The 20,946-nt window shown below is 43.2% G+C and carries 21 protein-coding genes; 14 read left to right on the top strand and 7 right to left on the bottom strand.

Annotated features, from left to right (window positions below; all coding sequences use genetic code 11):
* The first annotated feature begins 121 nt into the window (after positions 1–121).
* The 3 genes from MHH89_RS21455 to MHH89_RS21445 all read left to right on the top strand — a co-directional run bounded on the left by MHH89_RS21455 (position 122) and on the right by MHH89_RS21445 (position 2,675).
* The gene (locus MHH89_RS21455; protein ID WP_076278238.1) at positions 122–688 is read left to right on the top strand and encodes a TetR/AcrR family transcriptional regulator; all 567 of its coding nucleotides are present in this window, start codon (positions 122–124) and stop codon (positions 686–688) included.
* Complete coding sequence (locus MHH89_RS21450) at positions 685–1,221, top strand: DUF2798 domain-containing protein (RefSeq protein ID WP_076124197.1); 537 nt, start codon at positions 685–687, stop codon at positions 1,219–1,221. Before MHH89_RS21455 ends, MHH89_RS21450 begins: the two co-directional genes overlap by 4 nt.
* Before the next feature lie 272 nt (positions 1,222–1,493).
* Positions 1,494–2,675 (top strand): multidrug effflux MFS transporter, encoded by a 1,182-nt coding sequence (locus MHH89_RS21445; protein WP_076124195.1) that lies wholly within the window; start codon positions 1,494–1,496, stop codon positions 2,673–2,675.
* Between the two features lie 103 nt (positions 2,676–2,778).
* Here MHH89_RS21445 and MHH89_RS21440 read toward each other — a convergent pair whose 3' ends face one another.
* The 3 genes from MHH89_RS21440 to MHH89_RS21430 form a co-directional block, all read right to left on the bottom strand.
* Positions 2,779–3,669 (bottom strand): diacylglycerol/lipid kinase family protein, encoded by an 891-nt coding sequence (locus MHH89_RS21440; protein WP_341088067.1) that lies wholly within the window; start codon positions 3,667–3,669, stop codon positions 2,779–2,781.
* A gap of 135 nt (positions 3,670–3,804) precedes the next feature.
* Positions 3,805–4,788 (bottom strand): GMP reductase, encoded by a 984-nt coding sequence (gene guaC / locus MHH89_RS21435; RefSeq protein ID WP_036682307.1) that lies wholly within the window; start codon positions 4,786–4,788, stop codon positions 3,805–3,807.
* Between the two features lie 166 nt (positions 4,789–4,954).
* Positions 4,955–5,563 carry a LysE/ArgO family amino acid transporter gene (locus MHH89_RS21430; protein WP_076124191.1) on the bottom strand — a complete coding sequence of 203 codons (609 nt, stop codon included), beginning with the start codon at positions 5,561–5,563 and terminating at the stop codon, positions 4,955–4,957.
* Between the two features lie 282 nt (positions 5,564–5,845).
* On the opposite strand from MHH89_RS21430, the gene MHH89_RS21425 reads away from it, so the two are divergent.
* The 6 genes from MHH89_RS21425 to MHH89_RS21400 all read left to right on the top strand — a co-directional run bounded on the left by MHH89_RS21425 (position 5,846) and on the right by MHH89_RS21400 (position 11,907).
* Entirely contained in the window at positions 5,846–7,636 is a 1,791-nt protein-coding gene (locus MHH89_RS21425; protein WP_076307574.1) for a helix-turn-helix transcriptional regulator, read from the top strand.
* Positions 7,637–7,818: 182 nt separating this feature from the next.
* The gene (locus MHH89_RS21420; protein ID WP_341088062.1) at positions 7,819–8,415 is read left to right on the top strand and encodes a sensor domain-containing protein; all 597 of its coding nucleotides are present in this window, start codon (positions 7,819–7,821) and stop codon (positions 8,413–8,415) included.
* 22 nt (positions 8,416–8,437) lie between these two features.
* On the top strand, positions 8,438–9,043 hold the full coding sequence (locus tag MHH89_RS21415) for a YkoP family protein (protein WP_341088060.1): 606 nt from the start codon (positions 8,438–8,440) through the stop codon (positions 9,041–9,043).
* On the top strand, positions 9,043–9,807 hold the full coding sequence (locus MHH89_RS21410) for a polysaccharide deacetylase family protein (RefSeq protein WP_076124183.1): 765 nt from the start codon (positions 9,043–9,045) through the stop codon (positions 9,805–9,807). Before MHH89_RS21415 ends, MHH89_RS21410 begins: the two co-directional genes overlap by 1 nt.
* Before the next feature lie 104 nt (positions 9,808–9,911).
* Positions 9,912–11,150 carry an amidohydrolase gene (locus MHH89_RS21405; protein WP_076191571.1) on the top strand — a complete coding sequence of 413 codons (1,239 nt, stop codon included), beginning with the start codon at positions 9,912–9,914 and terminating at the stop codon, positions 11,148–11,150.
* 73 nt (positions 11,151–11,223) lie between these two features.
* Positions 11,224–11,907, top strand: a complete 684-nt coding sequence (locus MHH89_RS21400; protein ID WP_341088058.1) for a uracil-DNA glycosylase family protein — start codon at positions 11,224–11,226, stop codon at positions 11,905–11,907.
* 22 nt (positions 11,908–11,929) lie between these two features.
* On the opposite strand, the gene MHH89_RS21395 is transcribed toward MHH89_RS21400, so the two are convergent.
* Positions 11,930–12,844 carry a phosphatidate cytidylyltransferase gene (locus MHH89_RS21395; protein ID WP_076132799.1) on the bottom strand — a complete coding sequence of 305 codons (915 nt, stop codon included), beginning with the start codon at positions 12,842–12,844 and terminating at the stop codon, positions 11,930–11,932.
* 95 nt (positions 12,845–12,939) lie between these two features.
* Between MHH89_RS21395 and MHH89_RS21390 the strand changes: the two genes are divergently transcribed.
* Together MHH89_RS21390 and MHH89_RS21385 are read left to right on the top strand one after the other, a co-directional pair.
* The gene (locus MHH89_RS21390; protein WP_076124175.1) at positions 12,940–13,500 is read left to right on the top strand and encodes a hypothetical protein; all 561 of its coding nucleotides are present in this window, start codon (positions 12,940–12,942) and stop codon (positions 13,498–13,500) included.
* Positions 13,497–14,252: a class I SAM-dependent methyltransferase gene (locus MHH89_RS21385; RefSeq protein ID WP_339188947.1), complete on the top strand. Its 756-nt coding sequence runs from the start codon at positions 13,497–13,499 to the stop codon at positions 14,250–14,252. The genes MHH89_RS21390 and MHH89_RS21385 overlap by 4 nt, the downstream gene beginning before the upstream one ends.
* Positions 14,253–14,311: 59 nt before the next feature.
* Here the strand turns inward: MHH89_RS21385 and MHH89_RS21380 are convergent, their stop codons facing one another.
* Both MHH89_RS21380 and MHH89_RS21375 read right to left on the bottom strand, forming a co-directional pair.
* Positions 14,312–15,586, bottom strand: coding sequence for a sensor histidine kinase (locus MHH89_RS21380; protein WP_076124170.1), 1,275 nt, complete (start codon positions 15,584–15,586; stop codon positions 14,312–14,314).
* Positions 15,586–16,263, bottom strand: a complete 678-nt coding sequence (locus tag MHH89_RS21375) for a response regulator transcription factor (RefSeq protein ID WP_076099753.1) — start codon at positions 16,261–16,263, stop codon at positions 15,586–15,588. The genes MHH89_RS21380 and MHH89_RS21375 overlap by 1 nt, the downstream gene beginning before the upstream one ends.
* Before the next feature lie 307 nt (positions 16,264–16,570).
* On the opposite strand from MHH89_RS21375, the gene MHH89_RS21370 reads away from it, so the two are divergent.
* The 3 genes from MHH89_RS21370 to MHH89_RS21360 are packed head-to-tail and all read left to right on the top strand — an operon-like array spanning position 16,571 to position 20,113.
* Entirely contained in the window at positions 16,571–17,314 is a 744-nt protein-coding gene (locus MHH89_RS21370; protein ID WP_076105108.1) for a polyphosphate polymerase domain-containing protein, read from the top strand.
* Positions 17,307–17,987 carry a DUF4956 domain-containing protein gene (locus tag MHH89_RS21365; protein ID WP_076124168.1) on the top strand — a complete coding sequence of 227 codons (681 nt, stop codon included), beginning with the start codon at positions 17,307–17,309 and terminating at the stop codon, positions 17,985–17,987. Before MHH89_RS21370 ends, MHH89_RS21365 begins: the two co-directional genes overlap by 8 nt.
* A 23-nt stretch (positions 17,988–18,010) precedes the next feature.
* Positions 18,011–20,113, top strand: a complete 2,103-nt coding sequence (locus MHH89_RS21360; RefSeq protein WP_341088055.1) for a carbohydrate-binding domain-containing protein — start codon at positions 18,011–18,013, stop codon at positions 20,111–20,113.
* Between the two features lie 64 nt (positions 20,114–20,177).
* On the opposite strand, the gene MHH89_RS21355 is transcribed toward MHH89_RS21360, so the two are convergent.
* Positions 20,178–20,810: a TetR/AcrR family transcriptional regulator gene (locus MHH89_RS21355; protein ID WP_254847725.1), complete on the bottom strand. Its 633-nt coding sequence runs from the start codon at positions 20,808–20,810 to the stop codon at positions 20,178–20,180.
* Between the last annotated feature and the right edge of the window lie 136 nt (positions 20,811–20,946).

The following is a 20,946-nucleotide window of genomic DNA, read 5'->3' as shown; positions in this document are numbered from 1 at the left end:
GTTATAAATGAAAATAATGAAATATTTTTTGAAAAAAAGCAAAAAAAGACTTACATTAATCATTTTTATATTGCTATAATAACAAACAGACCGGTTGGTATGTTAGGGGGAGTACGTTATTGTGGATACAAAATCGCTAATGATTGAGACGGCGACACATCTTTTTCAGCAAAAAGGATATAAAAATGTAGGCGTGAATGAAATTTTAAAAGCCTGTAATGTGACCAAAGGAGCGCTTTATCATCATTTTCCAAATGGAAAAGAAGAACTATTAATTGCTTGTTTAAAGGGCTTAAATGAAGCAATTACGATAGATATTGAGGATATTTTTAAAAAGCATCCATCGACGTTAGAAGCTATACAATCCATGATCGACAAGTTGATTCACAACTTAGAAACCGAGGGCACGATTACCGGATATACCTTTAGCAGTATTGTCAGTGAAATGGCTACGGTGAGTGAACCTGTTCGCCAGGCATGTAGCTTGCTCTATGAGAACATGGAACGAATTTACTGCGATAAGCTTGTAACTGAAGGTTATTCGCAGGAATCAGCCTCCGAGATGGCATTGTGGATGACGGCTTCGATCGAAGGCGCGATGATGTTGTGCCTAACGCAAAAATCTACAACTCCCTTAAAAACTATCGCCAAACTATTACCGACAATATTGAAAGGAAGAACATCATGAATCAAGAAGCAAGATTACCAAGAAACGCTAAGGAGGGGGCATTATATGGTGCAATCATTTCTACACTGACGGTACTGTTTATGTCCTCAATAAATATCATTTTAGGGGTTGGAGAATTTAATGGTGAGGTTGCCTTAACGATTCTTAAGGTGTTTCCGATCATTTGGGTAATTGTCATGATTATTGAGCCTGTTGTTATTGGCCGTATTGCCGAAAAGCTGACAGCTATATTCACACAACCTACAGATAGCTTCAACGCCAAAATCCTATTCCGTATCTTATTCACCGTACTAGGAATGTCATTTTGTATGACGTTTATTGGAGACATTATCGGAAACGGGTTGAGTTCTCAAACGTTTAATCACTTCTTAGCCAATTGGCCAAGAAATTTCCTAATTGCACTGTTCGCTGAAAGTATATTGATACAGCCGTTTGCAAGATTTGTGATGGTAAAGCTACATGCTTCTCAGGACAAAAAGAAATCCAGCGCTGTTGGCGTAACTATACATGGATTATCAGAACAAAATTCCTAACCTAAATAAGCTCTCAGGCGAAGCGATTCGTTTGAGAGCTTTTCTATTACCGTGTATAATGATGTTTTGGTTGAATAATTGAAACTCAAATCTTTGCCCGATATCTTTCGGGTAAGCCCTCCTATAAAAAAATGAAAGCATAACAATGAAAGGTGATTTTCTAACATGATGATCTATAGTCGTCTTGCCATAATGATGCCCCCATTTCCCTAGCTAGGCTCATATTCTTGTAGTTGTTCGAGGATATAAGCTTGTAGGAGGGCGAAAATAAGATGAAAAAATATGCAGCACCATCGTTACTTTTAATGATTGTTCTTGTGGCTTTTCCGCAAATTAGTGAGACGATTTACACTCCATCGTTACCGGATATCGCAGTAGCACTTGGGGCCACCAATAGTTCTGTACAGTTAACGTTAAGTATATATTTTATTGGATTTGCTTTAGGAGTTTTTAGCTGGGGTTGGTTGTCTGACTTCATCGGGCGGAGATCTTCCATGCTGGCTGGACTTCTTGTATACGGTATGGGAAGCTTGATGTGTTTTTACTCAGAATCCATTCATCTGCTGTTAGTCAGCCGGTTTATACAAGCGTTTGGAGCAGCAACAGGTTCGATTATTACCCAAACCATTCTTCGTGAGAGTGTCTCCGGGAATAAACGGCATGTTATGTTTGCCCAAATCTCGGCGGTCATTGCTTTTACTCCCGCAGTAGGTCCGTTAATTGGCGGATGGGTGGATCAAGCTTTTGGTTTTCGAGCGGTTTTCTTTACATTAGTAATGATGAGTGTGTTGTTATTTATGTATGCTTTTTGGAAGCTGCCAGAAACCACTGATGTTTCCATGAGAAAAAAGGTGGCTATTCTGCCTATAGTCAAAAAAATGCTCGCATTGCCACGTGTATTGGTGTTTGGATTACTAATTGGAGGCATTAACGGAATCTTGTTCAGCTATTATGCTGAAGCTCCTTTTATATTTATTGAACACTTTCAGATTTCACCAGGAGTCTATGGTTTTCTCGGCATTATTGTGGCTTTGGCGTCGATTGTAGGCGCAATGATCTCCAAAAGATTATTAACCCTCTATGCCCCAGAAAAAATAATCCATATCGGCTGTCTAGTAATGGCGAGCGGAGCCTTGCTATTAACAATCGCAAGCAGTCTTGACTCGCTGCCGGATATGATAGTGATCGTATGTATTCTAATAACGCTGTTTGTCCTATTAATGGGTGCAGGGATTGCTTTACCTAATTGTCTAAGTCTTGCTCTTGTTCAATTTCAGGATGTTGTAGGAACAGCAGGTGCGATATTCAGCTTGGGCTATTATTTGCTTGTTAGCTTGGCGACGTGGGGAATGAGCGCTCTTCATAATGGTTCATTACTGACGATGCCTATTTATTTCTTAGGGATTAGCGGCGGAATGTGGTTATTAGGCAAAAAATTTATTGTAGTGGAATAGAAATAACTTCTTAGTCATTGGATTAGTAGGAAGATATGGATCGGGGCATCCATAAATTAAGGGCAGTCTGGAACTTTTTGAGTTCCGGACTGCTTTTTGTTTGTTAGTCCACTTCTGGCACAATGACTTGGATATGACGAGGGAGAACACTTAGCGTAATAGGCAAAGTTGGACCTTCTTCGCCATCTACATTGGTTCTTACGGTTTCTGGAGAGCTTACACTTACATTGTGGGCTGTGAAATAGACAACGTCTTTATGATCCTTAAGGGTACCCAGCAGTAAAGATATACTGGCTGTAATGGTATTGAATATACTGAGGTCCAAAATAATAAAACAATGAAGCAGACCGTCGTCAACCGCAGCATCCGGTATTAGATTCTCGAACCCGCCGACTGAGTTGGTTAATACGGCGAGAAAGAGTAAGGAGTCTCCTTGCCATATTTGTTCATCATGGTGAATGACAAGGGGGTGGGCTGTAGGGCTTGTAAGTTGTTTAAGACCTTCTTTCAAGTATGCCAATGAGCCGAGTTTGGTTTTATCTTCGGAGGATACAGAGGATAATGCTCCGGCAATTGAACCTACAGCAACCACGTTGCCGAATAGGCGGTCATTTAAGCGACCGATATCTACTGTTTTTAAATTTGAGGAGGCAAGGGTTTGAATGGCTATTTCGGGATTCAGTGGAATTTGTAATGCACGGGCGAAATCATTAGCCGTTCCTAAAGGAACCACACCTAACTTTGGGTGGTGTTCCTGATCGATAAGACCATTAATGGTCTCGTGAAGCGTGCCATCCCCGCCGATGGAGATCACCAGATCATAACCTTCCTCACAAGCAGCGATGGAATAACGAGTGGCGTCTAGTTCTTTTGCCGTCTCCTTGATCGTAACGGAGTAGTCTTCATCACTTAGAACTCTTGTTGCATATCTGACATATTGGCTGGCTTCCTCTTTGCCGGAGGAGGGGTTAATAATAATCATAGCTTGCCGCATAAGGATAATCCTCTCTATTGTGATCTAGTAGGAGTTTATTCTTACCATTACCCCAAAGTAGACCGGCAGAACTCGTTCTCATAAAAAAAGATGAGCAAGATTGACCTAAGTCATCCTGCTCACCTGTTTGTTCAATTAATAGACTTTATCTCCATTAAAAATGGAGTTCTTAACGATAACGTAATCCACATTACGGATAGCCTCTAACTTATTGCCACCTGCATAAGAGATGGAGGATTGAAGATCCTGCTCCATTTCTCTTAGGGTTTCTGCTAAAGCCCCTTTATGCTCAACCGCAATTTTTTTACCTTCGACGTTCTTCTTTTCACCTTTTTGGTATTCTGAAGCGGAGCCAAAGTATTCTTTATAGAGCTTCCCAGCGATTTCAATGGTTTCACCCGGAGATTCCTCATGACCGGCAAATAGTGAACCAATCATGACCATAGAAGCGCCGAATCGTACGGATTTAGCAATATCACCGTGTGTGCGAATGCCTCCATCGGCAATAATTGGCTTGCTTGCAGCCTTGGCACACAAGCGTAGTGCAGCTAACTGCCAGCCGCCTGTACCGAATCCAGTTTTGATCTTAGTGATACATACTTTCCCTGGTCCAATCCCAACTTTAGTAGCATCAGCTCCAGCGTTTTCTAATTCTCTAACGCCTTCAGGTGTTCCTACATTTCCTGCAATAACAAAACTAGCAGGCAGGTATTGTTTAATATGTTTGATCATCCGAATAACTGCTTCGGAATGGCCGTGTGCAATATCAATTGTAATGAATTCCGGAACCAGCTGTTCTTTGGATAATTGTTCGACGAAATCATACTCTTCTTCTTTAACTCCGACGCTGATGGATGCGATTAATTCACGGGAGTGCATGTCTTTGATGAAAGACGTACGTTTCTCCGGTTCAAAACGATGCATAATGTAGAAATAGCCATTTTGCGCCAAGGAGATAGCGATCTTTTCATCAATGATGGTTTGCATGTTGGCAGGTACCACCGGCAATCTAAATTTATGCCCACCGAGGGTGACTGATGTATCACACTCCGAACGGCTGTTTACGATACATTTTGCAGGAATTAATTGAATATCTTCATAATCGAATACTTCTTTCATAATTTACACCTCTAAATGCGAACATTATAGTATTTTGGTTTGTTAATTGTTCGTCCAAATTGTAATGTACCTCATTCTGCGCCGTAAGTCAAAATTCTAGTACATTATGGTGTAAATTGGACATAATTATACGGCAAATTGGTGTACAGCATTCTTTTTCCTCCATTTAAAAAAGCTTGAAGGCAATATAAGCAGCAACGATCCAAATAATGATCGCGGAGATCTTATTAATAATCCGCATGATTTTGCCACTTGAGTCGATTTGTCCTACGGTTTTTCCGGCTACAGCCAGCCCAAAGAACCAAATCCATGACACTAGGATAGTCGCGCCAGCAAATACAACTTTGTCTACGCCTGTGTAACTAAGTGAGCTAGTGCCGATGACGCCAATAGTATCCAAAATCGCATGTGGATTTAATAAAGAAACGGACAGCGCGAACAGGATTTGTTTTTTGGAGGATAGAGGCGTTGCGTCTTGCGCTGACGATGTAGGTGTACTTTTCCAGATAGACCACCCCATATACAAAAGAAATAAAAGTCCTACAGCAAATAAAGCGGTCTGCAGAACGGGAATGGCAAACACAAGGACTGAAACACCTAATACGGCTAATAAAATAAGCAGGGTATCGCATAAAGCGGCTGTAACAATAACGGGAATGGCTTTTTTAAAATGTGGCTGCGAGGCCCCTTGGTTAAATACAAAGACATTTTGTGCGCCAAGTGGAAGAATTAATCCAAAGGCCAGTGCAATGCCATGAAGTAGTGCGGCTAACATAGTTTATTATTCCTCCGATAGTGTTCATACTTTATAGAATTGGCTGTCCTATTGGTTCAATTGGTTTACTACAATTTTATGGACAAATAATATGTACTATCATACAGTCTGTGTTTTGATTTAAAAAGCTGCTTATTCAGAGGGACATTGAATGATTAATTACACTAATTACACCATTAGTAAAAATGTCATCTCAACTCATGACTTTTTGTAACTAGTGAGCCCTTAAGGGGTTACACTATAATAAAGATTAAGTCAGCAGAGTATATAGGGGGAAATGCCTTGTTTAATCTGGTCAAACAGTGGTTCTGGTACGATTGGCTCGTCCTCCTGTTTCGGATTTGTTTTTCTACTTCCTTTTTGGTCACCATGTGTTATCTTTCGGAGGATTTTACGATTCCTTTCTGGATCGCGTTTGTTTGGGGCGTGGTCTCTTTTTCTGTGCCTTGGTTTTGTTTGCAGCTGCATTACAAGTATTATCTGATAGCGGAGATCCTTTTTTCGGGTGGGCTTTGTTTATATTTGGCTGCTTTGTTTCCTGAATCGTACGTAACTTTTCTGCCTATCGCTTTTATGATCGCCAGCAATAGTGCACAGAAGTCCTATCGTTGGACAGCTCCGATCACGGTCATTTTGATTCCAATTATGTTATCTAGATTGTCACAACAAATGGATGCTGTATCGATGATTGTTAACATGGGTTTGGTGTATACGCTTGGGTTCGCTTTTCATTTACTGGTGGTGAATCACAAGCAGGGCAGAATTATTAAGGAGCAAAATGCTGTTTTAGAGCAGTACATCTCGCAAGTTGAACGTATGACACTTCTGGAAGAACGAGATCGTTTATCCAAAGATCTGCATGATACGGTGGGGCATTCTTATACTTCAATTATTATGGGGCTAGAGACTTTACGTTCGGAGGTGAATACTTCTGAAGGGGAGCACAAAATAGATGCCTTGTTAAAGTTAACCCGCAATGGCTTGGATGATGTTCGGCGATATTTGCACCATGTGGGCGCTTCGGAGGATTCATTGACGCTAATGCAGTCCCTGCAGAAATTAGTGGATGATTTCCAGACCTTCTCCAAGGTTAAGATTCGCTTAAGAACATTCGGAGAGCCGTATACAGTATCTAAGCAGGCCCAAATGACATTATACAGATGTTTGCAGGAGTCGATAACCAACGCTGTACGTCATGGTCAGGCCAGTGAAATTGTCATCAGCTTACATTATGAAGAGAAGCTGATTCGGCTGGATGTGCAGGATAATGGATTAGGCACTGGAGATTTAAAAGCAGGATTTGGTGTGAATGCGATGAAGGAGCGTGCCTCCAACTTGCAAGGACAAGTGTATTTCTACTCTAAGCCAGGGGAAGGGACCTTAGTGACCTGCAGTTTACCAAGGCTTGAAGAGATACAGGAGGAAACGATTCGTTTATTGCTGGTAGATGATCAACCCTATATCCGGGATAGTCTGCGAATTATTCTAGAGCAGGAGCCGGATTTTGTGATCAATGGGTTAGCTGAGAATGGTGAACAAGCGATAAGCTTCTGCGAGCAGGAACAACCTCACGTGGTGCTGATGGACTTAAATATGCCGGGCATGGACGGTGCGGAAGCGACCAAGCTTATTAAGCAAAAGTGGCCAGGGGTACGAGTGTTGATCCTGACTACTTTTCAAGAAGCAGATATGGCAGTCGAAGCACTGCAAAACGGGGCAGATGGCTACTTGCTAAAGTCTACCGAGCCGCAGGAGCTGTTCGAAGGAATACGTCTTGTACATCGGGGCGTAAAGATGATTACACCCGATATTACGAATGTATTAATTGATCACTATGAGATGCATCCAGCTTCAGAGGCACCACCGACAGAGAAGAGTAATGAATATGGACTGACCCCGCGTGAGCTGGAGATTCTAGAATGCCTCTCGAAGGGAATGCGTTATAAATCTATTGCCGCTAAACTATATCTGTCCGATGGAACGGTGAGAAATTACGCGTCCACCATCTATGCCAAGCTCGGGGTACGAAACCGTGAGGAGGCAGTCGAGAAGGCTTTTGGCATTTCGGATTAATCCTGACCGAAGTATTTGAAATTGATGAGCACCTTATTGTTTGCTTTCCCTTGTGGGAGTGGGCAGTAGGGTGTTTTTTTTGTCATATGACATTATGGCACTGGTCGATTTTACACCAAAAGCACTAGCATAGGAGTTACTTAGAAATGAACAATTTTTATTGCAGAGAGGGAGAGAAAAGCATGAATCAAATAATCCGGAAACATGTGAGAAATTTTTGTTTCTTATTAATTACTTTTGCCACAGGGCTATTTTACTTTTGTTTTTATCTGGTGGGCATTACCTTTGGAGTTTCGATGTCCTTCACCTTAGTGGGGATCCCGATCCTTTATTATGTTTTGCGTTCTACCGAGACTTTTTTACAGCATGAGCGAATTCGAACTAAAGTCTATACGGATATCTCGGTTCGCACGCTCCCAACCCGATCTCAAGAAGAAGGCAGCTTGTGGGAAAGGGTTAAGGCAGAGTTTCTGGATGAACATAACTGGAGAGCGATTTTAGGGTTGATGTTGCAGTTTGGAATCGGCATGGTCAGTCTCATTTGTGCCACTCTTTTTTACTTGACCCCTATTATTCTCTTGTTGTCACCTGTCCTGTATTTATTAGATGTGCCCTCTATATCGCTATTTGGGATTGAAAATAAAACATTCAACATCTCACTTTTCTTCATGTTGTTAGGTGCAGTGTCTCTATGGATAGGTGCTTATCTCGGAAACAGTCTGGTAAAGATGATCGGCAGGTATACGCGGCGTTTAGTGAAGGATTTTGCTAGAAGATAAACTTAAACAGGAAGAAGGAAAAATGATGGTAACCTCAGTTCCATTTATAAAATTATTCTCACAATCCCTTTGGATGATGTGGGAGAACATATTTGCTGTCATCACCAAATTTCGTAGTCAGTCCGTGCGTAGATATGGGATATGTAAGTTGGTAGTGTTGAAATATCACGGAGAAACTTTGGTCTGCCAAGATGGGCAACGGATACTTCCGGGAGATTGGGTGGGTGAGCTTCATTTGGACAATCGCCAGATTGTGAAGCTGACACGTACGCTTGGCGCAGATCGGGCCGGAATTCGTACGGCACGCATGCTTCGCGAGGCTATGAAGGAGATCAGTCGTGATCTAGACAGCAATCCGGAACTAAGCAAAGTAAACGCGCTAACCGGGATTACACTGCTTCACCGGGGGATTATTCATGGAATAGGGTTTGAGCAGCGTCCTATCAAGTCCAAATGGCAGCGGCACTGGTTCGGGATATACCTTCGTTTTTTACTTCGCATGCTGCATCCGGAAGGGAAACATCGTGTAGAGGACAGCACAGAGAAGTTATCTCCCATGATGCTTGTGCTTAGCAAGCAGTCCTTGAAAGCGCGGTTTGCCCCGCGTAAGACAGAGGCGGCTTCCTAATGTGGGCCTTCATAATTTTAGCAGTGGATGTGATTGTTCTTTATATGATCGTTCCTTTTGCGCTTACCCGAATATTGGGATGGGGGGTTCACTCGGAGGTAGGTGCAGAGAAAGAAATTGCGTTTACGTTCGATGACGGTCCGGATCCTTGTTATACACCTGAACTTCTAGATCTATTAAAAGAGCATGGCATAAAAGCGACCTTCTTCGTATTGGGCAAAAAAGCGCAGCAATATCCGGAACTGATCGAGCGTATGCACAGAGAAGGGCACCAAATCGGCATTCATAATTATACTCATACACCCAACTGGATCCAGTTCCCCTGGACCAATAGACGGAAGCAAGTAGATCGCACAGCAGACATTGTTGAGCGAATTACAGGAGAGCGGCCTATCTTTTACCGCCCACCTTGGGGGCTTCTCAATCTAGGGGATTTCTTTTTGCTGAGAGAATCTTATCGAATCGTATTGTGGTCTGTTATGGTCGGAGATTGGAAAGCGTCACTGAGTGCAGAGCAATTAAAGGATGCCTTAATAAAAAAAATAAAACCAGGCTCAATCATTGTTCTACACGACAGCGGAGATACACCGTGGGCAGATGAAGAAGCGCCCTTGAATATGATCACTGGATTAGAAGAAGTCTTAAAAGAAATGGATAAAAAGGGTCTGAAGTGTCTGCGGATAGATGAACTGCTGAACAAGGAAGTTAGTTATAGTAGAGAAGCTAGATCAAGAGTCAAACATCGGGGTCAGATTGATCTGTAGCTATTGAAATTTCTCAATCATTTTTTATATGGCAAGGGCTATGGTAACATTTAGAGTAAAGCGGTCCGTACCTATATAAATTGTTGAGAAAAGGATGGGGTAGCATGTTGAATGCTTCTTACTGGTTAACCAATATAAGATTAGAACAAGGTTATGTTATTGAGGATGGGCAAGTAGCGGGTACGAATACGAAGGTTTGTCATCTCCGTATTGACGGGGATAAGATTTCAGAAGTTGTTGGAGCAGACATCGAGCTTCAGAGCCAGCTCCCGAAATATGACTGTAAAGAGTTGTTGATGCTGCCTTCTTTCGAAGAAGCACATATCCATTTAGATAAAACGTATTTCGATGGACCTTGGAGAGCGGTAAAGCCTGCGTCCAGTGTTTTCGAACGGATTGAGGAAGAGAAGGTATTATTGCCTAAGCTGCTGCCCATGGCGAGACAACAAGCAGAGAGTATCCTGACGCTTATTCAGGGGTTTGGTGCCACACATGTGCGCAGCCATTGCAATATTGAGCCTGTCAGTGGCTTGCAACGATTAGAAGCGACTGTACAAGCATTAAATGCATTCGCGGGTAAAATTTCATCTGAAATTGTGGCGTTTCCGCAACATGGCCTGCTGCGCTCGGATTCTGTACAGCTGGTAAAACAATCTCTGGCTGAGGGAGCAACCTTTGTAGGCGGAGTAGATCCTTATACGGTGGATGGAGATATCGAGAAGTCACTTCAGACGATGGTGGAATTAGCAGTGATGAGTAATGCCGGCATTGATATTCATTTACATGATGGAAAAGAAGCGGGAAAGAAAACACTGACGCGGTTAGCTGATCTGACGGAAGAAGCTGGCTTGCAAGGAAAGGTCACGGTCAGTCATGCGTTCTGGTTCGCAGGAGCTCAGCAGCAAGAGGCAGAAGAGGTAGCTAAACGGATGGCATCACTGGGTATGACTATTGCATCCACAGTGCCTATTGGAAGAATGATGATGCCACTTCCGATGCTGCACAGCCAAGGGGTAAAAGTGAAGCTGGCAACGGATAGCCTTACTGATCACTGGTCCCCTTTTGGAAATGGAGATCAACTGGAGAAGGCAGGGCGTTACGCGGAGTTGTACGGCTGCAATGATGAATTGGCATTATCTCAATCCCTCAGATTTATAACAGGAGGATTAACACCCCTTGATCCAAAAGGCGAGCAGGTATGGCCAAAGGTTGGCGACACTGCTAGCTTTGTGCTGCTGCATGCCAGCTGTTCGGCTGAAGCAGTAGCCCGAAGAGCGCAGCGCCAAGCCGTCTGGTACGAAGGCCGACTGGTGAGTGGTTCGATAACAAATAGAGACCTGTGAGGCAGATGATATGCTCCTCTCTACCTATCTGCAACAGTATAAATCGGCGATCCTCTCACTCCCGAAGGGTACAGTGCTAACTAAACAGGATCTGCAGGTGGAAAAGCTTCTAATGGAGCGTAATGGCAAGGTGGAAATGTATTATGCCCCCCATAATGAGTACATTAATCCTTCTGCTAAGGTGATCATTATAGGGTTAACGCCCGGGTTCACACAAATGGGCATAGCGATACAAGAAGCGATCATAGGTCTGGAGGCTGGTTTGTCAGATGAAGAGGTATGTAGGACAGCGAAGGAAGCGGCCAGATTCGCAGGCTCCATGCGGAACACGTTAATTCATATGTTAGATACACTTAAACTGCATCAACACTTGAACCTAACCTCTTGTGAAGAACTATTTCAGCAGCAGCAGACGATCCTGCACACCAGCTCTTTATTACATTTTCCCGTGTTCGTGGATAAGAAAAATTATAGTGGGGCCCAGCCCAAGCTACTTTCAAATTCATTCCTCAGGGCGCAGGCATTATCTTCCTTGCGTGAGGAGCTGAACATCCTGAGCCGGGCCTTAATTATTCCCTTAGGAAAAACAGTGGAAAGTATACTTCAACTCCTTGTGTCCGCAGGTGAGCTTGATAAACAACGCTGCTTATGGGGATTTCCCCACCCCTCGGGCGCCAACGGACATCGATATAAGCAGTTCGCCAGCCAGCAAGAACAAATGGTGAAGATACTGCATAATCATTCATGGAAGGGCTGATTCAAGCTCCCCATCAGATGATCTACATGAAGTCGAAAAAATAACGAATGACATGAAAAAAGACCGGTGAAGTGTAGGTTAAGCTATCGATCCGGCTTAAATGGCTTTGCTTCAATGCCACGAATTTATCGCCATCGCCGATTAGCAGATCCCGCTTTAACACGGAAACCGTTAAACTGCCAAAGAAGCCGCTCAAGCTGATCAACATGCCTGACAGTAACCCGAAGATTGGGTTGAGCGGCGTCAGGTAGGGATAGATTAGATAGGAAACTCCTGTCGTGATGACAAATGCGAAAGCGAAACCCTCCCAAGTTAAATACGGATTGGCGGTGGGAACTATTTTCCGCTTTCCTACATAAAGTGACGCCAGATAGTGGACCACATCATTGAGCTGCGTTAGCACTACTAGAAAAAGTACAAGCCCCGCTCCATACTCCGGTGTAGCAAATTGAAAGTAGGCCAAGTGACTAAGTCCGAATACCATCAGCATAAGCCCCCATTGGGTGGAGCTGACACTACGCATAAAACCAACCGTGCCTTTATTAATCATTCTGGGCAGCGGTAGGAGCAAGAATACATATACCGGGATGAAGACAATAAACATTCCGTACCACTCGATATAAATCCAGTAGAACTGCAACGGAATGGATAAGTACGCCCACAGAAATAGCCTGCGGTCGGATTTTCGTGATTTCATCATAGAGAAATACTCTTTCAGTGCAAAGAAGCAGAGCACCATGAGAGACAGCAGAGAGACGACGGGATTAAATAGGGTAGCTAGGCAAAAGATAAAAAGCATTCCCCACCACGTCTTGATACGAAAGCCAATGCCCGTATAATCCTTATTTGGCTGTAGCTTCCCTATAACTACATACATCAAGTGAATGGCCGATAAGGCCGCAAAGATAAGAATTATAGTTAATAAAGAGCGGTCGATAATTGATCACCAACTTGTCCTAGAGTAGATTCCATTAATGGGTTCATATGTTATTATGAAGGAAACGCTCAAACTTGATAAGGGGAAAATTGTAAATGGCAGCAGATCCATCGGTCTTTATATTACTGACGAATACCGGGACGCTTTTTACGAAGCTCATTCAAGGCTATACAAAAGCACCCTATAATCATGCCTCGATCTCCTTTAATCGGGAGCTTTCCGAGCTGTATAGCTTTGGCAGAAAGCATCCGAGCAACCCCCTGAATGGAGGGTTTGTGAAGGAGGATATTAAGACAGGTACGTTCAGCAAATACCCTAATACAACATGTGTCCTATATGAACTTCAAGTTACAGCCCGCGAAGTGGAGAAAATGGAGCGGGTCTTGCAAGTCTTTATCCGAAGCCGTCAAAAGTATCTCTATAATATTCTCGGCGTAATTGGCATTGCCCTGAAGGAGCCTGTCGAATTCAGCAACTCTTATTTTTGTTCGCAATTTGTAGCGGAAATTCTAGAGCGGTCGGGCATTAAGTTATGGGATAAGCTGCCCGCACTCGTTACTCCGGATGATTTTCGCCAAAGTGATCGGCTGCGTTTGGTTTACCAAGGTAAATTAAGTGATTATGAACCTGAGCGCTTAGGAGGAGACGAAGGATGAATAGCAAAGAAATATTTTCTAATCGGGTGGATTCGTATGTAAAATATCGGCCGAGCTATCCTGGAGAAGCCATTGATTATTTGTACAATACTATTGGGCTCCAACCCAATTGTGATATTGCTGATATTGGTGCAGGAACAGGAATCTTCTCAGCATTACTTCTGGAGCGCGGGAGTCGTGTGACTGCCGTTGAACCCAATCCGGAAATGCGTAGAGCTGCGGAAGAGAATTTCGCAAAGGATAACCATTTCTCTGTATCGCCGGGGTCTGCTGAACATACAGAATTATCCGATCAGTCCATGGACTTTATCGTATGCGCCCAAGCGTTTCATTGGTTTGATAGGGACGCAACGCAATTGGAATTCAAGCGGATTCTAAAACCGGGTGGAAAAGTTATTCTGATATGGAACTCCCGGCTTACTTACGGTACCCCATTTCTGGAGGAATATGAGCAGCTGCTGCAGACCTTCGGGACGAACTACACTCAAGTTAATCATAAGAACATTACCCCTGAGATCCTTAGTTCCTTTTTCAAGAAAGGACAGATGCAAGTAGCGCATTTTAGCAATCAGCAGGTATTTGATTTGGAGGGCTTAAGCGGGCGGCTTCGATCGTCTTCCTACACTCCGGTCCCCGGAGATCCAAGCTATGAGAATATGATGGCCGAGCTGCGGAATATTTTTGAACGAAATAACCAGGGTGGGCAAGTGTTTTTTGATTATAAGACCGAAATTTATTGGGGCGAAGTGTAAAGTAAATAAAAAGACTCAAACCTTAGAGATAACAGGGTTTGAGTCTTTTTTACTTGTAGTTATGAAAGATGTACGTAAAACGTGGTGGACTCGCCGACAAAACTTTTGGCATAAATTTTTCCCTTATGCTGTTCAATAATCGATTTGGCAATCGCCAGCCCTAGGCCATATCCCCCTTGTTTACGCGCCCGGGAAGCATTTGTACGATAGAATCGGTCAAAGATGCTCGCTAAGTGCTCCGGCGCAATGCCCTCCCCCGTATTGGTGACCGCTAACACCATGTCATTATGTTGTTTTTTAAGGGATAAGGTGACTGAACCTTTAGGGTTCGAATATTTTACAGCATTGTCCAAGAGGATCATAATCACTTGTTTGATCTGTTCACTATTGCCTAGCACTGTCAGATCAGGCTCGATGTCATATTCAAGGGAGATATGCTTCTCAAAGATTACAGCTTCCATCGTTAAAATGATATTTTCAACCACGTCGCTCAGATTGAATTTCGAATAAATCATTCTCGATCTGGAATCGTCCATCTCGGTCAGGTACAACAGATCATTGGTCAGGCTGGTCATTCTTTCTGTTTCCGACTTGATATAGTGCAGCCACTTGGACTGATTGTGAATGGTGTCATCACTGTTGGACAGGAGAACATCCGCATTGGTGTTAATAATAGTCAACGGCGTCTTTAACTCATGGGAAGCATCCGCAATAAATTGTTTCTGTTTCTCAAAAGCCTCCTTTACCGGCGCAATTGAACGATTAGCAAAAAAGCGGCTAGCGAAGTACAAGATAATCAGCATCACTGAGCCAACTACAGAGAAGGTATAGATTAGATTGGTGAGGATTTTTTGCTCTGCAGTGATGTCCAGAAATACAAGCATCGCCCCATCATTCGTATGCTGGATGTTGAAGATCCATTTGCTGCTATCCAAGGTGAACCTTCCGGTATCTTTACCGGCGCTTAGTGCTTCTTGCAGAGCCGTATTATAAAATTCATCGTCCATAGTAAATTTGGAATCTTTCCCCGTAAGGTTGGACGCTGTATCTATTTTCAGCATAAATGAGATTGAGCGTTCTGGAGGAGGTGTTCCGTTATCCGTACGTTTATTATCCACACGTGGTAACGTGGCTCCCCCTTTGGTATTGCCTAATCGTCCTGTGTCACCACCGGGAGACTTGTAGTTTTCCATGATTCTGTGAAGATCCATCTGAATATCGTTTTGGACATCCCGGTACGTAATTACATATATGGAGATGAAGGCCACAAGCATGATCACCGAGATGGTGACTAAGTTAACAATAAGAAACCGATTTCTGAGCTTTGTGAACATCAGGTCGTCACCTCTAATACATACCCTACGTTTCTGATCGTACTAATGCGTACGGTCGAATTTAAGAAGGTCAGTTTTTTTCTCAAAAAAGAAATATACACCTCTACATTATTGTGCTCAGCATCTGAATCAAAGCCCCACAGCTTCTCAATAATTTGTTCTTTGGAGGTTACAGCTTGTTTCCTCAAGATCAGAAGCTCCAATAGCTCGCATTCCTTTAGATTGAGCTTGATCTCTTTGCCACCCACGGTAAGTTTCAGATTGGATGTATTCAGTTCAATATCCCCGAACTTTAAAGCATCATCTGGTATCACCTCGCCTTTACGTCTTAGTACAGCCCTTATTCTTGCCAATAAGATCTCCGAGGAAAAAGGTTTGGCGATATAATCGTCAGCTCCATAGTCCAGCCCAGTGACCATATCTGTAATTTCACCCTTTGCGGTAAGCAGGATAACGGGAGTGGGTATCCCCTTTTTCCGCAGCGTCTTGAGGACGCTGACCCCATCCATCTCAGGCAGCATGATGTCGAGCAGCAGCAAATCATAGATTCCACTCAGTGCGTAATCCAGACCCGACCTGCCGTCATGGACTGCATCCACCGAATAATTATGTTTTTTTAATATTTGAGTTAAGGCTTCAGCGAGATGAAGCTCGTCTTCTACTATTAATATTCTCATGGTTTTGCCATCCCCTACATAGAACCAGTATTTGTTATTGAGGTCATTATATCAGGATTACCTTTATTGAACCTTAATGAAGGTTGAGATAGAAGTGACTGCGAACAGCAGTTTGAAATCAAGAAATCTGCAGACAACAGCGGCCGGAAGAACAACATTCACCGCAGTTACGATTTACACCTGTGTTAAGGGAATGTAAAAGATAATCAATAATTTGTAAAACCATTTAAGATTCATTAAAGGTTTGGGATCTAAGATACATTCATAAGCACACGAGACAACGATAAACAGAAAGGATTGATCACATATGGCGATTGAGGTATTCAACCGTTATGAGAACAAATATTTGTTGGACAACGAAGCCTACTATAAATTTTATAACCAATTGCTTGAATACATGGAACTAGACGATTTCAACAAGCAACATGAGTTTTACTCCATAACCAACTTATATTATGACACGGAGCACAACACCCTGATTCGTAACAGTCTTGCGAAGCCCAAGTACAAAGAGAAGCTTCGTTTAAGAGCATACGGTGTTCCAAATCAAGATACGAAGGTGTATCTGGAAATCAAAAAGAAGGTATTTGGTCTTGTTAATAAAAGAAGAACGTCGCTCAAATTAAACGAGGCTTATGATTTTGTCGCCACCGGTATGGAACCGGAATTCAAGGATTACATGAATAAACAGGTGATTGAAGAGATCAAATATTTTCTGACACGCTATGATTTGCAGCCCAAGGTGTATCTGTCTTATGACCGAAAAGCGTTGTTCTGTAAAAACAATCGCGATCTAAGAATTACATTCGATACAAATATTCGCAGCCGCCGGTACGATCTGAAGATGGAGCACGGTGTTCATGGCGAACCCTTGCTGGAGCCGGGGCAGTGGCTTATGGAAGTAAAGGCTGAGAACACGATTCCGGTCTGGCTGGCCAAAATGCTCTCAGAGCATCAAATGTACCGTACAAGCTTCTCCAAGTACGGCAACGAATATAAAAAAATGCTGAAGAACAGTAAAACAGAACGGGAGAGTGCCCTCTATGCTTGATTCATTATTTACCGTAGCAACTAGTACAGAGTTAACGTTTACCAACGCACTGCTTACTATTTTTATAGCTATTGCTCTTGGCGGGATCATTAGCTACACCTATATGAAGACCAATGCCAGCGGCTATTCGCAAAGCTTCACACTAACAATGGTACTGCTGCCCGTAATTGTGGCCATCATCATTTTGCTTATCGGAAGTAATGTTGCCAGAGCTTTCAGTCTTGCCGGGGCGTTCTCCATCATTCGGTTTAGAAGTGCGCCGGGCGATCCGAAGGATATCACATTTGTTCTGTTCACCATGGCTTCTGGACTTGCCTGTGGAGTGGGTTCCTTTGGATATGCAGTCTTTTTCACCCTTATCCTATGCGCTCTTATGTTTATCCTTAACCGGACTAACTTTGGCGTAAGAACAACGTCGCAAAAAACATTAAAGGTAACCATCCCGGAGAGTCTGGGATATGAGGAAGCCTTCGCTGAAGTGTTCAATAAATATAACGTTGGGTATGAGCTTAAAAAGATTAGAACGACTGAGCTTGGCAGTTTATATGAACTGGTCTACGCTGTAACGCTGGGTGAGGCTGTGAACCAGAAGGAATTTTTGGATGCGATTCGTACCCGGAACGGTAATTTAGACCTGTCTCTGACCATGACTCCAACTGCTAATGACTATTAAGATAACGAAAGGATGGATGAAAAATGGATAAATATATAACCGGAAGTAAAGTAGGAATCTTGCTATTGTGTGCATTACTTATGTCGGCTTGCAGCACCAATTCCACAACAACACAGTCTGAAGCGGCGGGTACAGCAGCAGCCTCGGCAACAACGATAACTCAGAACGGGGCTGTCACGGGAGTGCAACTGGCAAGCGCCAAACTATCCGATCTGGTGACGTTCGATGAAGAGGATTCTAATACAACTTGGACGGCTGACCAATCGACGGAAATTGCTTTGGCTGGAACAAGTGCGCTTGTTGACGGCACCGGGGCTGAGTCTAAGGATGGCTCAGTGACAATTACTGCAGCAGGAACTTATGTGCTGTCTGGTAAACTGAGTGATGGACAGATTGTAGTTAATAATCAGGATGAAGGTACTGTGCACTTGGTACTGAACGGTGTGAACATCACGAACAGCGATAGTGCTGCAATTGATATTAAAGAAGCGGGGAAAGTGATCATTACCTTGGAAGACGGGACGGAGAACTCCGTATCTGATGGAGCAACTTACGTGTATGCCGATGAAACTACAGATGAACCGAGTGCGGCTATCTTCAGTAAAGCGGATTTAACGATTAATGGGACCGGGAAGCTGTCTGTTTCCGCTAACTATAATGACGGAATTACGAGCAAGGACGATCTGAAAATTATGGGTGGCACTATTGAAATTAAGGCTGCCGATGACGGGATTGTAGGTAAAGATCTTGTCGCTGTACAAGACGGAAATATCAGCATAACGGCAGAAGGCGATGGAATGAAATCAACCAACGATACTGAGACGGACAAAGGCTTCATAGCAATAGCAGCAGGAACATTTGATATTACGGCTGGTAATGATGGAATTCAAGCTGAGACTTCACTTGTAATAGAGGGCGGAACATACACCTTAGTTACGGGTGGGGGCAACGAGAAGGGTGAAGTGAAAACAGGTGATCAAGGGCAAGGTATGGGCATGAGAGGTGGCCGAGGTCAGGGAACAGGGGATCAAGCACCAGGAACAACAGGAACACCAGGAACAACAGGAACAACAGGAACAACAGGAACCTCAACATCTGAAACCAAACCAGAGACGATGCCAGAAACAAAACCGGAGATACCAACAACGGAAGCATCAACAACGGCAACAACGGCAACAACTACAGAATCGGAAACACCAAGTACTAAAGGCTTGAAGGCTGGAGGAGATATTAGCTTAAATAACGGAACCTTTACCATCGATTCTGCTGATGATGCAGTGCACAGCAACAGTAACATTGCTATAGCTGATGGAGAATTCAACATCAAAACTGGCGACGATGGAATTCATGCGGATGCCTTGGTGGCGATATCTGGTGGTAAAATTGATATTACGAAGAGCTACGAAGGGATTGAAGGAGCAAACATCGAGATTTCCGGTGGCGAAGCTCATGTGGTTGCTTCTGATGATGGAGTGAATGTAGCAGGAGGTAACGATGAGGCGACTGTAGGCGGCGGCCCTCAGGAGCAGGATCAATTCAGCGATTCTGCTAGCAATATGCTAACGATTAGTGGAGGAACACTAACGGTCGATGCTTCAGGTGACGGGCTGGATTCGAACGGCTCCATCACAATGTCGGGTGGCACGGTTATTGTTAATGGACCTACCAATAGCGGTAACGGTGCACTTGATTTCGACGGTAGCTTTGAACAGAGTGGAGGAACTTTGGTGGCTGCGGGAAGTTCGGGCATGGCACAAGCACCGTCTGACACCTCTAGCCAACATGCAGTCAGCATGACTTTCCCTCAGACCCAGGAGGCTGGAACATTGGTTCATCTAGAGGACAGCGAAGGTAACTCGATCCTGACCTTTGCTCCTTCGAAGAGCTATCAAACGGTGGTGATTAGTTCACCGGATCTGAAGGACGGCGGTTCTTACACCCTCTACTCGGGAGGTACCTCGACTGGTAGTGAAGCGAACGGACTGTATACGGATGGTGAATATACAGGAGGAACAAAAGTAGTAGCGTTCGAAATTACAAGCAGCGTAACTTGGCTAAATGAATCCGGAGTAACAACCGCAAACACTAATCAAGGTCCAGGTGGCGGTGGAAACAGAAGACCTTAGGTTATAAATTGCATTCAAAAGCCACTCCAGCATTTTGGAGTGGCTTTTTTTAGTTTGAGATAAATTAGTCGCCGTTAACAGGGATGGAATTCTGTTTAATCGGTTGATTTGAAGTGTTGATGATCACATTATGTGAATTAAAAGACAGAATTTCAATCAGCTGCTCTGCCATATGGTTAGCTGTATATTTAAATCCGCCTTTTACCCACTCTATGATTAATCCAAATAGAGCATAGGCGGTATAACTGGAAAACAATTCGATATTTACATTGGTATTAGTGTTATTAACTGCGACTAAGTCCCGCTTGGTGAGCTCCTTTAAGAGGTCGCAAATCCTATTTTGGAACCCTGGCAGAACATTGGAATTTATAATGATGGTATAAAAATTAGAGTAAGAGACCACATGTTCAAAAATCTTGATGCTCGAGGTGGTCAGCTCACTAACTATAAATTTATCGGTATGAAGATAGGGTTCTTTATAAGCCTTAATTAAATCCTCCAACACATCATCAATTAGCTCATTTAGAAGTTCTTCTTTGGTTTGATAATGTTTATAGAAGGTTCCGCGGTTTAAATCGGCAAGAGTAACGATATCGGTTATCGTAATGGTGCGGAAATTCTTTTTTTCCATGAGTAATATCAATGCGTTTTTAAGCTCTTTACGCGATTTGCTAGTTCTCCGATTATTTTTAAGCAACAGAAGACCACCTAACTGTCTATTTTCTAATCCTATTTGAACAGAATCCCACGTTATATATATTTATGAACATTTGGTGTCCCATTTGTATATTGATAGTTAAATTTTAGAGGATTAAACTTGAGTAGTATAAATT

Source organism: Paenibacillus sp. FSL H7-0323 (assembly GCF_038002725.1).
Classification (GTDB): Bacteria; Bacillota; Bacilli; order Paenibacillales; family Paenibacillaceae; genus Paenibacillus_AQ; species Paenibacillus_AQ odorifer.
This window is presented reverse-complemented; position numbering and strand designations above follow the sequence as displayed.